Source organism: Rhodohalobacter sp. 614A (assembly GCF_021462415.1).
GTDB lineage: Bacteria > Bacteroidota > Rhodothermia > Balneolales > Balneolaceae > Rhodohalobacter.
Genome location: NZ_JAKEDS010000006.1, coordinates 18,966 through 34,944, shown reverse-complemented (window position 1 = coordinate 34,944; position 15,979 = coordinate 18,966). Strand labels below are relative to the sequence as shown.

At 45.1% G+C, this 15,979-nt stretch carries 18 protein-coding genes; 16 read left to right on the top strand and 2 right to left on the bottom strand.

The window, feature by feature from the left end; translation table 11 throughout:
- The first annotated feature begins 252 nt into the window (after positions 1–252).
- On the top strand, positions 253–891 hold the full coding sequence (locus L0B18_RS18855; protein ID WP_234573499.1) for a class I SAM-dependent methyltransferase: 639 nt from the start codon (positions 253–255) through the stop codon (positions 889–891).
- On the opposite strand, the gene L0B18_RS18850 is transcribed toward L0B18_RS18855, so the two are convergent.
- Entirely contained in the window at positions 892–2,340 is a 1,449-nt protein-coding gene (locus L0B18_RS18850) for a sensor histidine kinase (protein ID WP_234573498.1), read from the bottom strand.
- Positions 2,330–3,052 (bottom strand): response regulator transcription factor, encoded by a 723-nt coding sequence (locus L0B18_RS18845; protein WP_234573497.1) that lies wholly within the window; start codon positions 3,050–3,052, stop codon positions 2,330–2,332. The genes L0B18_RS18850 and L0B18_RS18845 overlap by 11 nt, the downstream gene beginning before the upstream one ends.
- 177 nt (positions 3,053–3,229) lie before the next feature.
- Between L0B18_RS18845 and L0B18_RS18840 the strand changes: the two genes are divergently transcribed.
- The 15 genes from L0B18_RS18840 to L0B18_RS18775 all read left to right on the top strand — a co-directional run bounded on the left by L0B18_RS18840 (position 3,230) and on the right by L0B18_RS18775 (position 15,977).
- Positions 3,230–3,802: a hypothetical protein gene (locus L0B18_RS18840; RefSeq protein ID WP_234573496.1), complete on the top strand. Its 573-nt coding sequence runs from the start codon at positions 3,230–3,232 to the stop codon at positions 3,800–3,802.
- A 50-nt stretch (positions 3,803–3,852) separates the two neighbouring features.
- Complete coding sequence (locus L0B18_RS18835; protein WP_234573495.1) at positions 3,853–4,416, top strand: hypothetical protein; 564 nt, start codon at positions 3,853–3,855, stop codon at positions 4,414–4,416.
- Positions 4,417–4,542: 126 nt separating this feature from the next.
- The gene (locus L0B18_RS18830) at positions 4,543–6,366 is read left to right on the top strand and encodes a copper resistance system multicopper oxidase (RefSeq protein WP_234573494.1); all 1,824 of its coding nucleotides are present in this window, start codon (positions 4,543–4,545) and stop codon (positions 6,364–6,366) included.
- Between the two features lie 58 nt (positions 6,367–6,424).
- Positions 6,425–7,189 carry a copper resistance protein B gene (locus L0B18_RS18825; RefSeq protein WP_370647619.1) on the top strand — a complete coding sequence of 255 codons (765 nt, stop codon included), beginning with the start codon at positions 6,425–6,427 and terminating at the stop codon, positions 7,187–7,189.
- A gap of 52 nt (positions 7,190–7,241) precedes the next feature.
- The gene (locus L0B18_RS18820; protein ID WP_234573493.1) at positions 7,242–7,457 is read left to right on the top strand and encodes an SHOCT domain-containing protein; all 216 of its coding nucleotides are present in this window, start codon (positions 7,242–7,244) and stop codon (positions 7,455–7,457) included.
- Positions 7,458–7,463: 6 nt separating this feature from the next.
- Positions 7,464–8,930, top strand: a complete 1,467-nt coding sequence (locus L0B18_RS18815) for a multicopper oxidase family protein (protein WP_234573492.1) — start codon at positions 7,464–7,466, stop codon at positions 8,928–8,930.
- Positions 8,930–9,379 (top strand): hypothetical protein, encoded by a 450-nt coding sequence (locus L0B18_RS18810; protein WP_234573491.1) that lies wholly within the window; start codon positions 8,930–8,932, stop codon positions 9,377–9,379. The genes L0B18_RS18815 and L0B18_RS18810 overlap by 1 nt, the downstream gene beginning before the upstream one ends.
- A gap of 8 nt (positions 9,380–9,387) precedes the next feature.
- The gene (locus L0B18_RS18805) at positions 9,388–10,596 is read left to right on the top strand and encodes a permease (protein WP_234573490.1); all 1,209 of its coding nucleotides are present in this window, start codon (positions 9,388–9,390) and stop codon (positions 10,594–10,596) included.
- Positions 10,597–10,615: 19 nt separating this feature from the next.
- A complete protein-coding gene (locus L0B18_RS18800; RefSeq protein ID WP_234573489.1) occupies positions 10,616–11,155 on the top strand; it encodes a DUF305 domain-containing protein in 540 nt (179 codons plus the stop codon).
- A 5-nt stretch (positions 11,156–11,160) separates the two neighbouring features.
- A complete protein-coding gene (locus tag L0B18_RS18795; protein WP_234573488.1) occupies positions 11,161–12,189 on the top strand; it encodes an ion channel in 1,029 nt (342 codons plus the stop codon).
- Between the two features lie 39 nt (positions 12,190–12,228).
- A complete protein-coding gene (locus L0B18_RS19940) occupies positions 12,229–12,423 on the top strand; it encodes a hypothetical protein (protein WP_370647618.1) in 195 nt (64 codons plus the stop codon).
- Positions 12,424–12,509: 86 nt separating this feature from the next.
- A complete protein-coding gene (locus L0B18_RS18790) occupies positions 12,510–12,677 on the top strand; it encodes a hypothetical protein (RefSeq protein ID WP_234573487.1) in 168 nt (55 codons plus the stop codon).
- Between the two features lie 315 nt (positions 12,678–12,992).
- Positions 12,993–14,066, top strand: a complete 1,074-nt coding sequence (locus L0B18_RS18785) for a DUF2231 domain-containing protein (protein ID WP_234573486.1) — start codon at positions 12,993–12,995, stop codon at positions 14,064–14,066.
- Positions 14,067–14,078: 12 nt separating this feature from the next.
- Positions 14,079–14,531 carry a nuclear transport factor 2 family protein gene (locus L0B18_RS18780; protein WP_234573485.1) on the top strand — a complete coding sequence of 151 codons (453 nt, stop codon included), beginning with the start codon at positions 14,079–14,081 and terminating at the stop codon, positions 14,529–14,531.
- A 165-nt stretch (positions 14,532–14,696) separates the two neighbouring features.
- Positions 14,697–15,977: a TolC family protein gene (locus tag L0B18_RS18775; protein WP_234573484.1), complete on the top strand. Its 1,281-nt coding sequence runs from the start codon at positions 14,697–14,699 to the stop codon at positions 15,975–15,977.
- The last annotated feature ends 2 nt before the right edge of the window (positions 15,978–15,979 follow it).

Sequence of the window (15,979 nt, the reverse complement as noted above, 5' to 3'; positions counted from 1 at the left end):
AGCTTGTAATCCCAATCATTTATGGCGCAGTGATAAACTGCGCCATATCTTCACAAAAATTATGAAACTGTCTGAATCCAACCTACTGCTAAACTTTAATCTGGAAGCACTCTCTGTCTTTGTAATTTCCTTAATACCTCAGCGGACAAGATACTCTCGAGAACATTCCCTTTTACACTTATCAAGCCGATAGCAAGTTTGCCATTTTCTTTTTTTAAATAGCGGGAGAACATAAAACTTCATAACTATAGTATGAAAAATAATGCCCAACAAACCGAACATACCCGAAAACGCTATAACGCCACATCGGTTGTGTATGACTTCATGGAATGGCCGATTGAGCGAATATGGTACAACAGATGGCGCAAAATGATTTGGGACCAAGTAAAAGGGCAAAAGGTGCTTGAAATCGGAGTCGGAACCGGCAAGAACCTGCCATACTATTCAGAGCATCTGCAAATTACTGCCATTGATCTGTCGCCCGGAATGTTAAAGCGTGCCAGGAAAAAACTTACAAAGCAAGAGGGGCAACATGTTGTTTTTAAAGAGATGGATACTCAAAACCTGGAATTCGATAATGATTCCTTCGATGAAGTGATGGCAACATTTGCATTCTGTTCCGTTCCCGATCCGGTTTTAGGTCTGAAAGAAGCCCTTCGGGTTACAAAGCCCAGTGGAAAGCTTCATCTTCTGGAGCACATGCGTAGCCGAAATTCTGGTTTAGCTTCTGTGATGGATAAACTGGATAATCTCATTCACTGGCTTATCGGAGTCCATATAGCCAGGGAAACGGTCGCGAATGTTGAAAATGCCGGATGGAATGTAGTGGATGTAAAGGATTTAGAACCGAGTGGTATTTTTAGAATGATAGAAGCAGAAAAACCATACTGATTATGTGTTTGTTTCGACCAGAGGTAATTCAATAACAAACGTACTTCCTTTTCCAACTCCTTCACTGTACGCGCGAATCCGGCCGTTATATAATTCAACGATTGCTTTGACAAGTGGTAATCCCAAACCACTTCCTGATTGTTCCTGAACGTTCGATTCGTTCGAACGGAAAAACCTCTCAAACAAGTGTTTTCTGGTCTCTTCGTCAAAACCAATTCCAGTGTCACTCAAGTGGATAACCGCTTTACCGCTGCTTTGCTGCAGTTCTAATTTTATCTCTCCGCCCTGCGGTGTGTATTTTATCGCATTTTGAAGCAGATTATTGAGTACCTCTTCGAGATAAGCTTCATGTGCACGTACCTGCAAATCTGAATCAATCTGCGTTTTAATGTCAAGATTCCTGGCTTCCATTTTTTCTTGATGTTTAATAACGACCGCTTCAGTGATGCGGCTGATGTTCACAATATCCGGCTTCGGGCGATGTACCGACTCAACTCTTGAAAGTTGCAGCAGAAGGTGAACCATTTCGCTCATCTTTCTTACTTCCGTCAACATGCGCTCAATGGTTTCCTGGTAATCCTGTTTGGATCGCGGTTTACGGAGCATGATCTCTGCATCACTGCGCATGGATGAAAGCGGCGTCATAAGTTCGTGTGCCGCATCTGAAGTGAATCTTTTTTCACGCTCAAAACCTTTTTGAAGGCGGTTCAGCATGATATTGAAGGTCTCAGCCAGGTCGGTTAACTCATCTTTAACCTGGTAGTTAACCGGTATTCGTTTATCCAGATCAGTAGCTGTAATAGACTTCGCCGCTTCATTAATGGAAGCCACTGGTGACAACGCTCTTCTGGAGAGCCAATACCCTCCCATAATTGAAAAAACCACGCTTATAGCAATGAGAACCAATAAGTACTGTCTGAAGCGACTCAGTTCTTCGTGCAGCGTCCACTCAAAACCGGTGACCTCCAGCCAGCCGCAGAACTCATTATTCTCATTCATGATCGGATAAAAAAGAGTGCGGGCGGGAAGGTCCTGCCATTGGCTGCTGAAGGAATATTCCACGTGCGTATCCGGTATTTCTGTGTCTAACGGCTGTTTTACCCCTAATAAGTTGGGGCTTTCATAGATCAGGCTGTCTTCCTCGTTATAGAGCCGAACATAGGTTCCATATTCGATTCCGCTTTCAAGTGCGGCGTTCCTGCTGTAGCCGGTCAGGTCAATCGAGAGTGAATCGTTGCTGGTATGGATATAGGAGAGAAGCTGCTCGGCCTCAAACCGAAGGTGACGATCATAGTTATGATGGATGGACTGGTGGAAGCTCTCGTACAAAAAATAACCAAACAAACTAAGCATGATGAAGAGGCTTAATCCATACCAAAAAGCAAGCCTTTTGGAAATCGAGAATCTGTCGAAATAGGTTGTAATGCCTGCCACTATTTTACTCTTCAATCTTAATTAAACGGCTATTTAAGCGATACCCCGCTCCACGAATTGTTTCGACAATTTTTGATGTATCTTTTAATAAAATCTCATCACATTCTTTGAATGATTCAGCCAGTTTTTGACGAAGTGTGGAGAGAGTGGCTTCGATAGTGTTATCACTTACATAATAAGCGGACCCCCAGACCCTTTCGGCAATTTGTGTTTTTGAAAAAACATTTTCTGGATTGTTGAGGAAGAGCTCTAAAAGAATAAATTCCTTTGGCCTTAACATAAGTTCATACCCGCAAATTTGTACTTTGTGTTTACGGGCATCCAGTTCAATTGGGCCTACTGAAAGGATTTCAGTTTGTGTCATTTCTGAAGAACGACGTCCAAGCGCACGAATTCTGGCCAAAAGTTCATCAAAAGAGAAGGGTTTGCCCATATAATCATCGGCTCCCGCATCCAAACCAGACACTTTGTGATCCAGATCTCCCAGTGCCGTGAGCATTAATACCGGGAAAGATCGGCCCTCTTTTCGCCAGCTTTCCAAAATTTGTTTACCGTCGCGATGTGGTAACCGCCAGTCCAGTATCACCATATCGTAATCATTGGCAAAACCGTGCAGTTCTCCTTCCTCCCCATCGTGGGTCATCTCTACCACATGTCCCTCCTCTTCGAGTCCGCGTTTTAAGGAGTTTGCAAGTTGTTTTTCGTCTTCAACCAATAAGATCCACATAATAGCTGACAATTCATTATCGATTAATCAAATCTACTTTAGCCTAAGATAAGGTTCACATCTCAATAATGTTTTAAGCTTGATTTAAGGTTGATATGATATCTTATAATGAGAGCTTAATGATTAAAAATCTACAATATGAAAATCTCTACACTGCTTTCCTTAACCCTCTTCACGATGTTAATACTTTCTGGATGCAAATCCTCTACTGAACCTGAAGTTGAAGAGATTGAATCGATATTTCCAATGTATATAGACGAAAACTCAAATGATATTAACGATTTTGTAGAGCAAACAACTCACGATGACGGATTTGGGAAAGCTTCCAGCACTACCACTACTAATTCTTCTGATCCCGGACACTCCTTTGTTGATGAAAACAATGATGGTATTTGTGACTATGCCCAGGATGGAAGCCCAACGTGGCATGGGCCCGGTTTCATTGACGAAAACAACAATGGTATCTGTGACTATTGGGATGAATCCCTTCCGATGCACCAGCGACATGAAGGAATGCGGTTCCATGATGAAAATGATAATCATGTGAATGACTATATGGAGGAAGAAACCCATTGGGGAGAACATGACTTTGTTGATGAAAACCAGGATGGAATTTGTGACCTGGCCCAGAACGGCAGCCCAACATGGCATGGGCCCGGTTTCGTGGATATGAACGGCAATGGCATGAACGATCATTGGGAAGAAGGTGGTCGAGGTCACGGAGGAATGATGGGTGGAGGACATAATTAAATCAAATAAATAAGTAAGATAACGTTGAGAATTTATAGCGGCCGACTACCATGAAAACCCGACTTCCTCTTTTACTTTCTCTAATCATACTTCTGTCAGTTAGCGGATGTATGACTATGGGATGGGGCGGACATTACAATAATAACCGCAGCCAGCCTGCTGAAAATCAGTCAACTCTGATTAAAGAACACCAAACAGAAAATCAGACGATTCGGGCAACATTCCCTTCTATTACAGCAGGCCAGCAGGTTCGTTTTGAACTGGAAACGATCTCTCAGGACACGGCCGGTTCTCCCATAGAATCAACAATCCTGGAAATAAAAAAAACGGGGACCAACGGCTCTACTCTCTCCACTGCCACAATTGTACCCGGCCCAACCTTGAGCGGCCCGGGAGCTTGGATATTCCCTTACAGCTTCCATGAATCGGGACGATATGAAATCGCCTTCAAAATACAGTTTGGCGGCCATAAACAGCCTTCTTCACCTTTGATTATTTCAGATTTCCGGCAGGTTTCTGAACCCACTGCTGCATACAATGGTTTTACCCCCCTCCCATGGATTGCCGGCGGAGTCATTATGACCGGATTTATGATCTGGATGATGGCTGACTAAAATATATACCGTCTAAAAATTCTTGTCTTGCTGCATTTAAGCTTGATTTAAGGTTTGTTTTGTAAGTTTTATCTGAATTTTTCAAACAAACTCTTAAGTATTAAAAACAAGAATTTAAACGGTCAAATGAGTGAAAATAAAACTAACGGTATCACCCGCCGCACCTTTCTGCGCTATTCCGCCTCGATGGCTGCCATTGCAGGCGTAAGTTCTATTTTGCCGGGCTACGCCTTGGCGGGCTTCGGCAGTGAGAAACGAGATGTTTTAACCCCCCAAGGACCCGATAATGTCATCGATCTGACCATTGGCAAAATGCCACATATGGTCGATGGAAAGCGAGGAGAAGCCATTGGCATTAACGGCAGCGTCCCTGCCCCTCTTATTCGCCTGAAAGAAGGACAGGACGTGTTGCTTCGTGTTACCAACGAATTAGATGAGCCAACATCCATTCACTGGCATGGCATCCTGCTGCCGTTCCAGATGGATGGTGTCCCGGGGGTCAGCTTTGACGGTATTAAACCGGGAACAACCTTTGAATACCGGTACCCAGTCCGGCAAAGCGGGACTTATTGGTATCACAGTCACTCTGGCCTGCAAGAGCAGCTCGGCCACTACGGACCCATGATTATTGATCCGGCCAGCGAAGATCCGGTAGAGTATGACCGCGAGTATCCGGTGGTACTCTCCGACTGGACCTTTGAAAATCCATACAACGTGCTCGAAAAAAATGTCAAGATGGAGGGGTACTATAATTACCAGCGCCGAGATGTAGGCGAATTCCTTAATGATGTAAAGAAGAAAGGTTTTGGAAGTACCATAAAAGATTACCTCTCATGGGGTCAAATGCGCATGAGTGCCACTGACCTACTCGACATTACCGGGGCCACATATACTTTCTTGATGAACGGTCACGGCCCGGAATCGAACTGGAACCCCCTGTTTAAGAAAGGAGAAAAGGTGCGCCTGCGCTTTATTAACGCCTCTGCAGGAACCACCGCGTTTGATGTGCGCATTCCCGGCCTTGATATGACCGTGGTACAGGCCGATGGCCAAAACGTGAAACCCGTCTCTATCGAGGAATTTCGCATTGGTATTGCAGAAACGTATGATGTGATCGTCGAACCAAAAGATGAAAAGCCATATACCATCTTTGCCGAATCGCTGGACCGCAGCGGTTATGCCCGCGGTACTATAGCGCCCCGCAAAGACATGATGGCGGCAGTACCTGAACTTCGTCCCCGGCCCAAACGCAGCCATAGAGATATGGGTATGATGATGGACATGGACGGAATGGACATGGAAGGTGACAGCATGATGGAGATGGATCATGGGGATATGGATCACGGGAACATGGATCATAGCGACATGAACATGTCCGCCATGAAAGAAACGCCCGTCAAGCACGGTCCTGACAAACACGGACCGGGCGCGGCAGCCATCGCACAAAATCAGTTCAACCGGATGGGCGAACCTGGCATTGGCTTGGGCAACGATGGGCGCAATGTGCTGGTTTATAACGATCTTAAAAGCCTGGAGCCAAATATCGACGAAAGGCCGGCCGAACGTGAAGTTGAACTGCACCTGACCGGCAATATGGAGCGCTACATGTGGTCGTTCGACGGGAAGCAGTTTCACGAGGTGAAGGGACCCATCGAATTCGAACACAACGAACGCCTGCGGCTGACGCTGGTCAACGACACCATGATGGAGCACCCCATTCACCTGCACGGCATGTGGATGGAGATGGAGAACGGCAATGGTATTTATAACCCGCGCAAGCATACATTGCTGTTGCAGCCTGCACAGCGCATATCTGCCCTTGTTACACCGAGAGATAAAGGCCGGTGGGCCTTTCACTGTCACATTCTCTACCACATGGAGCGGGGCATGTTCCGCGTGGTACAGGTAGCCGATGAAGACGGCAATATTTATGGACAAGATTATGCATAAATAAGTCTAACCAAACCTTTACGAACAAATTTTATCTGATATACAAATTTCCATAACAATGACCATGATAAACCGCACAGCAATCTTTATTCTTACTATGTTTGCAATCATTGTATTCACCCAAAGTTCCGTCCTGGCACAAAAAGCCCCGCCATTCAGCAATGACATCATGATGGACAACCACACCTATGTCTTTTTTATGGCCGACCGGTTTGAGTACAATATGAATAGCGGATTAAACCCACTGGTGCTCGACGCCCAGGGCTATATCGGCAAGGACTTGAACAAGTTCTGGTTTAAAGCCGAAGGCGAAGCGCTGACGGCTGAAACCGAGGGTGAAATGGAGTTCCAAGGCTTGTACAGCCGGGCAGTCGGCCCTTACTTCGACGCGCAAGCAGGTATCCGGTATGATGTGGCCTACAACGCCGATGACAGCCAGTCGAGAGGATTTGCCGTAATTGGCCTGCAGGGACTAGCCCCCTACCTGTTTGAAGTGGACGGTGCCCTTTTTGTCAGCGATGCCGGTGATATATCGGCCAGCCTGGAAGCGGAATACGATTTTCCCATCACCCAGCGTCTTTGGGGACAACCACGGCTTGAAACCAGTTTGGCCGTGCAGGAGGTAGAAAAGTGGGGCATCGGTTCCGGCTTTAACAATGTGCAGCTAGGCTTTCGGTTACGATATGAAATCGAGCGTGAATTTGCGCCCTATATCGGTATCTCCTGGAACCGCAAACTGGGTCAAACCGCCGATTTTACACGACTTGAAGGAGGAGAAGCAAGTGTATTCGGACTTATAGGCGGGGTTCGTATGTGGTTTTAGAAAATATTATCATGAGTAACTATTTAACAGAAACACAAAACAAGAGAATCCAATGCATGACTTTCAATTCTTTGGAGGGGGCTGGATGATGTTTTTCTGGTGGTTTTTAATTATCGCACTGGTAATCATTGTTGTTCGGTCTCTGATGAACACCAATCAAAACCGGCAAAGTAAAGAGACACCCATGGACATTCTGAAACGTAGGTATGCCGATGGTGAAATTGATGAGGAAGAATTCAAGAGGCGAAAAAAAGAGTTGCTTAAATAAAAGGGTATGGACCGAAAAACATTTTTAAAAACTGCCGGAGCCGGTGCAGGTTATATGTTAACTCCATCTGTGATAACCTCTTGCGTGAATGACGGAATAAGCAGTTCTGATTTGTACCAAAATCCGCTTCAGCTGCCCGGAGGATTGGATAGTGACATACTTCAGGCAGCTCCTAGTAACCTTATGATTGCAGGCAAATATTCCTTAGACGGCCTGCGGTTTAACGAAAGTCTGCCCGGCCCAACGATCCGCAAGAGACGCGGAGAGCATTTCCAGATCCAATTCCAAAATGATATTGGCCAGGAAAGTATTATCCACTGGCACGGAATGATCGTGCCGCCTGAGATGGACGGCCATCCAAAGGATGTCATTTCCGATGGCAGTTATTCTTACGACTTCCAGATCAATCAGCGGGCCGGCACCTATTGGTACCATCCCCATCCACACAGAATTACCGGTCCGCAGGTATACCGGGGATTAGCCGGATTTTTTATTGTGACGGATGAAGAGGAAGAAGTCCTGAATTTGCCGTCCGGAGAATACGAACTGCCGCTGGTCATTCAGGATCGAAAAATCGACGACTCGGGCAATATCTATTACGACCCTTCTATGCCGGAACGCATGATGACCGGCTACCTGGGGGATCATATGTTGATCAACGGCGTGCCCAATCCATATCATGAAGTTCATCCTCGCACCTACCGGCTGAGGTTGATCAACGGCTCAAATGCGCGTATTTATAACATCGCTTTCCGCAGCCGAACTCCGTTTACCGTCATCGGCACCGATGGCGGACTCCTGCCTCAGCCTGTTCAAACTACGGAACTTTTGCTAGCTCCCGGAGAACGTGCTGATATACTGGTGGATTTCTCTGATGGATTTTCCGGCAACTCTGCTGAATTAGTCAGCAAAGAATTCTCAGTTCCTTCCAACGGTGGAATGATGGGGAATATGTCTCAAATGATGGGCGGAGCAGGCCCGGAACAGGGCTCTGAATTTCCACTCATGGAATTTCGCATAAATTGTGACAGTAGCTCATCATCAACCGTCGATTTGCCTCCACAGCTCTCTGAGTCCAACTTCCCGGCTGAGGAAAGCGCAGTACGCACCCGAAGAATTGAGCTCGACATGGAGATGATGACCGGCCACACCATCAATGGTCGACTGTTTGAAATGCTCCGTGTAGACGAGCAGATAAACCAGGGAGATACCGAGATTTGGGAGTTCATCAACAATTCCGCGGTTCCTCATCCCATGCATATCCATGCGGTGCAATTCAAAGTACTAAGCCGTAGCGGAAGCCGTGGCCTTCTGCCCACCGAAACCGGGTGGAAAGATACCGTTCTGGTCATGCCGGGGGAACGAGTCCGGGTTATTATGACCTTCAGTGCTGAAGAGGGCCTCTATGTATTTCACTGCCATAATCTCGAACACGAAGATGCAGGAATGATGGCGAATCTCGAGATTGTTTAATGAAACAAAACCGACCCCTGCATATCATTTTCTGGGCTTTCCTTCTGCATACGCTTTGGGAGTTTACGCAATGCCTGTTTTTGTATGATATGTGGGATTGGCCCTTTTGGAAAGCAACAATCTGGATGTGGGCAGCAATTTTCGGTGACATTCTTATTGTTCTGGGGCTCTGGAAGCTGGCTTTAGCGCTGATCCCTTCCAGGCAATTTAAACCCGTAAACTTCAAAGATTATGCACTCTTGATAGGCGTTAGTTTTCCAATTAGCATTTTCCTGGAGTGGATGGCAAAAGCACTGGATCTGTGGGAATATTCTTCGAACATGGCGGTCATTGAATTGTTGAATTATCAAGTGGGCCTGTCTCCGATTTTTCAGATCACCTTTTTACCGGCACTCAGCATTTATCTTGCTGAAAAGAGCAAAAAAATGTCAACTCATCAGTCAAAATAACACTCAATATGGAATTCATTAATCTTTACGGCGAATCAGCCAAAACAGCCTTGGGGTTTTTCTGGAAATCGGGGTGGGCATTTGTGTTGGGTTACTTTGTTTCCGGTATGATCCAGGCTTTTGTACCAAAAGGCAAACTCACACAACACATGGGCGAGGCTGATATCAAAAGCATTTCACTGTCTACTTTTTTTGGCGCAGCCTCTTCTTCTTGTTCTTTTGCAGCTTTGGCAGCAGCCCGCGCACTTATCAAAAAAGGAGCTCATTTCATTGCCGGGGTGGCTTTCATGTTTGCATCCACGAACCTGGTCATTGAACTGGGAATCCTGATTCTCATCTTTTTGGGATGGCAGTTTCTGGCGGCCGAAATCGTAGGCGGCCTGATCCTGATAGCCATCAGTTCGGTTCTCATCAAATTAACCTATCCAAAAAGCTGGCTTGAAGCAGCCCGGGATAAGGTAGAGAGCGAGGGAGATGATCTGGAAGAAGATTTCGACTGGAAAAAGCGGATCAAGAGCAAAGAGGGATGGCGGCTGGTTGGCCATAAGTTCGTAAACGACTGGAAGATGGCCTGGGAAGATATTTTGATCGGATTCACCATCGCCGGGTTCGTGGCTGTTCTTGTGCCAGAATCGTTCTGGACCACCCTGTTTCTCGTTGGCGCAGAAGGTGTTCCGGGCTGGCTTGTCGCCATCGAAAATGCCATGATTGCTCCATTCGTGGCCGCGCTGACGTTTATCGGGTCGATGGGAAACATTCCTCTTGCCACCGTCCTAAACAGCAACGGTGTTCTTTTTGCCGGAATCATGGGATTTATCTACTCCGACCTGATGGTACCGCCGCTGGTTCACATCAACGCTAAATACTACGGCTGGAGAGTGGCTCTCTATATCGCCGGCGTAATGTTCGTGAGCATTGTTTTTACAGCACTGATTCTTAACGGCCTTTTCACTCTGCTTGATATTGTACCTGAAAGCCGCCGCACCGTATCAAATATTACCCAGTTCAAGATCGATTACACCTTCTGGATGAACCTGGTCTTCGTCTGGATTGCCGGCTGGCTGATCTGGCAGAACAAAGCCTATCTCAAAAATCACAGCATGAAGATGATGGAGATGGAGGGTGGCGGTAAAATCAAAAAAGTAGCTGTTACGATCTTCATCATCATCAATGTGCTCGGCCTGGCGGCATTCGCTTACACACAACTCTTATCCTAAACCAAAACCAACAAACATAATGGAAAATAACAACTCAAAATCTGGCAGTTATTCACGATTTATTGCAATGATCGCAACGGCAATCGTTGCCATGTTCTTTTTGATGTATCTGAATTCGTACCAGCTTCTGGATCATGCGTGGTTCAGTGAAACCCGGATGTATATGACGTTGATTATGGGCGGCAGTATGATCATCATCATGCTGGCCTTCATGCTGCAGATGTACAAAAGCAGTAAGGCAAATATCGCCCTTTTCTCACTGGGCGCTCTTATGCTTCTCGGTTCACTTTGGCTGGTGCGAAGTCAGGCAACCGTTGACGGCGTTGACTACATGGAGGGGATGATCCCACACCACTCTATTGCGATTCTCACCAGTGAACGCGCTAAAATTGTTGATCCAAGAGTTCGCGAACTCGCCGACGAAATTATTAAGGCACAAAGAAGGGAAATTAAAGAGATGGAGTGGCTGATCGATGATATCCGCGAAAACGGATTCGCCACCACTCAAGCGGTGGCAGAGGACCGGCCGGTACCCGACTTTATGGGAACTCTGGAATAGTATATATGGCATCTGAAATGTATCTCGCGCTTGGCGTTCTTTTAATTATAGCAATCGCCGGTGATTTCTTTTACACGACCGTTTCATTTAATGGTGCGGGGATATTATCTAGGACTATATCCACGTCAATCGCAGCTATATTTCTATGGGTGAATAGAAAAACTGATAGTCGTGTCTTATTTAAATTTTCCGGCATGACCCATATTCTGGCATTGGTAATTGCATGGATTGGACTTCTTTGGTTGGGCCTGTTTCTATTATTAATGAGCGACCCAAGCTCAGTTCTTCACGCTCCATCTCAAACAGCAGCCAGTGCTGCCAATAAATTCTACTTCAGCGGATATGTTTTATCTACGTTGGGCAATGGGCAATATATACCAAATGGCAAAAGTTGGCAGGTTATAGTCGCTGCCTTCTCGTTTGCCGGGTTCATCTTTATTACTACAGCAATGACTTACCTGATGAACCTCACTTCAGCGGTTATTCATAAGCGGGAACTGAGTCTGTTTATTTCCAATTTAGGTGAAACACCAGAAGAGATTCTTTCCAACAGCTATAACGGAACAAACTTTAAACGGTTAACCAGATTAGCCCCTGATCTTCAGCAGATGATCAATAAACACAGTCAAAATCATTATGCCCACCCCGGTGTTCATTACTTTTATAGTATCCCGCGTGATGAATCACTTTCAGTTAATCTCACAAATCTTGATGAAGCTATAACCCTTCTCGAAACACGAGTTAAAAACGAAACATTAATAGATGAGGATTTGCGTCCTCTTCGCAATGCCATTGACAAATTTCTACATACCATTCAAAATCATTTCATCAAAACACCAGACCTTGAGATAGAATGTAAACCTGATTTTCAGCATTTAAAACAATCGGGGATATCTATAGATAACGAGCTGTTTAAGGAAAACAGAACCAACAAAAGACGAATACTCCTGTCTGGATTACTACAAAGCAGTGGCTGGAGTTGGAAAGATATTTACAAACAAGGCCAGAATAAAAAACAAACCAATAAAAACTAAATCACAACATTATGGAACTCATCCCCGAATATACACCCAATGGTTGTGCATTTTCCCATTGCACTTTTAGCTACGGCTATCTTTTTTGACTTTATCTCGTTCTTCCTGCCAAAAGAAAAAAATGGTGGACTGAAGAGGCCACTGCCTTTTTACGTGGGGTCGAATCCGAATCGGCCATCATCGTTTGTACCAGATATGTGCAATCGAATGTCTTGCGGTTTAAGCTTAATTTAAGATACCATTTTTATATTAAGCGTGTATAATTCTGAATAGATCTGGGATATACTTTTTTAAAACGGAATAGTTACTAAACATAGACCATGAAGGTGGTTGACATGTTTGAACATGATAATGAAGCCGATAATGCCCTTGAAGAACTTTTCCGAGAAAAATTGCAGGAGTGCCATATTGACTACCGCAAAGAGGACTGGTTGAGGCTCAAGAAAAGACTTGATCTCCTGTTTGTAGGCCCTGAGCGGAACAACTAATGGTAGATCGCTAAACAGATGACAGTCCAACAGACATAGGAAAGGACACCTCTGGCGGGAATCCACAAACCGGAAATGGAGGCAGCTATTTAATAAAAGCTTCAGTGCTTGAACTTGATATGTAACTCCTTCCTATTTCATCGCACCACCCGCTTATGTCAAAGCCCATACTATAAACTATAGCGTGATATGTTATCAGCCACTTGGTTTAAGCTTAATTTAAGGTTATATCATTAAATTCTTTCGATTAGGTGGTTGCCTAAGTTATTTTCGGCGCAAATTTTTCTCTTAAATTAAAAAATCAAAGCTTTGATTATGGAACTCATCCCCCAATGGGCACCCAACATACATCCGATGCTTGTTCACTTTCCAATAGCCATCATTTTACTGGCCGTATTGATGGACTTTTTGAACTTCTTTCTGCCGGATAAATGGTGGGATGACTTAAAAACAACCATTCTTTATGGAGTCGGTGCTATTTCAGCCATCATTGCTTACTACACGGGGACACTGGCAGCCGATAGCGTTTTCTTGCCATCCGGAGCACAATCCGTCTTGAATGAACACGCCGATTGGGCGTGGTGGACAGTTTGGTTCTTTGGAATTTATTCCTTGCTTCGCATTTTTGTCCATTGGTACAAAAAGATGGATCAAAAACTTATTAGGATTGGCCTATTTGTGCTTGTATTGCCAGGTGTATTTTTTCTTTATGAAACCGGCGACCATGGCGCTAAAATGGTCTTTGGATACGGAGCCGGTACCGGACAATTGATGAATCAACAGGAGACGACTTCAATCCCCACGGATAGTCTGGATGAAGCCGGATCAACATTCATGGTCAATGAAAATGGCTGGTCATGGGAAATAGGTCCTAATGGTCTAAGTACACTTCTTACCCGATTTCAATGGTTAGAAGGAACTGCTTCTGACCTTCAACCAACCATTGCAACCAACGGTGAAAACCACTTACTTCGCATCTCTGCAGCCTCCTCTTCCAATTTCTTTGTGCAAAAAAACTCGTATCAAAACATACAGGTGGATTATTACCTCGACCTGTCCGATTTCAATGGCGAGATTTCCCTTGTAAATCATGTTCAGGATGTTAATAACTACGATTTTGTTACGCTTTCTTCCGATGGAACCATTTCCCAGGGCCGAGTCAGTGGTGGCAATCGCGAAGTATTTGCCGAAGAATCCTACTCAGCCACGGGCATGCTGTTTATTCGTACCGTGGGTAACGGTACTCACTTTCGGGCCTATATCAACAGGGAAATGGCCGTCCACGGGCACGGTGATGCACCAGAAGCCGGGAGCATCGGACTCCAGTTAAATGGAAACGGATCTGTACTTATCGATCAGATTTCGTTAACTCAACTTACCGATCACTAAATACAAATATCTATGAATGGTAAAATTTTCATTCTTACAACCCTCATGTTGCTAACTGGTGTTTACATTTCTTATGGGCAACAATCATCTCCGGAAGAAGCAGTGATCGAAACCCTTGAGGCCTTTCATTTGGCGATTATTGCAAATGACAGCGAAGCAGCAAAAAAGCTTTTGTCGGATTCAGTACAAATCCTGGAAGGAGGAAACATCGAAACAAAACATGAATACCTCTCCCACCATTTCCATTCTGATGGCAGGTTCTTAAGCGCTATCGATCGTAAAATTGATTCTCAAACCATCTCAATGGAGGGGAATGTTGCCTGGATATCAACCCAATCACACTTTTGGGGAAATTTCAATGACCGCGATATCGATTTGAACGGTCTGGAATTGGTTGTTCTCCAAAAGGTTGATGAGAATTGGAAAATCACCGCACTGCACTGGTCTTCAAGCCCAGGGGGTTAATTTACAAAGTCTCTTTCATCCATCTTTTCAAGCCCTGCTGAATAGCATGGCACTTTTTTGAAAGTAATCTGACGTTTTAAGGTTCATTTAAGGGTTCAGGTGTTAGCTTGCCTATAAATAAGATAATAACTTCCTTTTAACTTAATAACAGGTTCGGATCGAAAGATGAAAAAGATGATTACCCGACGAATGTTAGCAGGCCTGTACCTGCTTTTGCTTCTCCCCATTACTATTCAGGCTCAAAATCAGGAATCGGTTTTGATACTTGATCAACTCATCCAAAAAGTGTTGACGCAAAACCCGGAACTCCATTCTTCCTATGAAAGCTGGGAAGCCAGCAAAACCCGAATATCCCAACAAGAGGCACTGCCCGATCCAACTTTGGGACTCAATATGATGAACCTGCCTGTGAACAGTTTTGCCCTCGACCAGGAACCGATGACGGGAAAACAGATCACATTGATGCAGATGTTTCCGTTTCCGGGCAAGCTTGGTCTTAAAGGCAAGATCGCCCAAAGTGATTCAGATATCAGCTTACAGCAATACCAGGAACTTCAAAATCAACTGGTCAAAAAAACCAAGCAAAGTTATTTCGACCTCTTTTATGTATATCAGGCAATTGCTACGGTTGAAAATAACCAGGACCTGTTAAGTGAATTTGTGGAGATTGCCGAAACTCGCTACAGCGTGGGCAACGGATTGCAGCAGGATGTGATGCGAGCCCAGGTAGCTCTCTCCAAAATGATTGACAAGGAACTGAAACTCCGCCAGCAGAGAGAATCCCTCCAGGCACGTATTAACGCACTCATCAATGAACCGGCAGATGCACCGCTTGGACGGCCTGTTGACCCGGGAATAAATAATTTGACAACGGACCTGAATTCCCTGGTTGAGTTAGCAGATACCAGCAGTCCGTTATTGGAAGCATGGAGAACGGTCGTCCAAAGAAGTGACCAAAAAGTGGACCTGGCTTTGAAGGGCCGGTATCCTGACTTTTCCATTGGTTTGGCTTATACCCAACGGGATGAACTCCAAAACGGAATGAAAGGCTATGATTTTGTTTCGGGGATGTTCAATGTCCGCATTCCTCTCTACTTCAATAAAAAACAGGATAAAAAAGTACAGGAGATGCAAATTACCCGGACCTCCATGGAATACCGGTATCAGGATGTGGAAAACTCAATTGAACAGATGCTCCAACAGTCGCTGACGGACCTTGAAAAAAACAGGAGACTGATCGACCTGTATGAAACAGGCATACTTCCACAGGCCGAGGAGTCTCTTGAATCATCATTAGCCGGATATCAAACTGACAAAGTAGATTTTCTTTCCCTGCTCGACAGCGAACTGACTCTCTTTAACCTGCGGCTGGATTATTACCGCATCGTGGCCGACTACCACAAATCTGTAGCTGATCTCGAAGCACTAACCGGTAGTGAACTCTAACC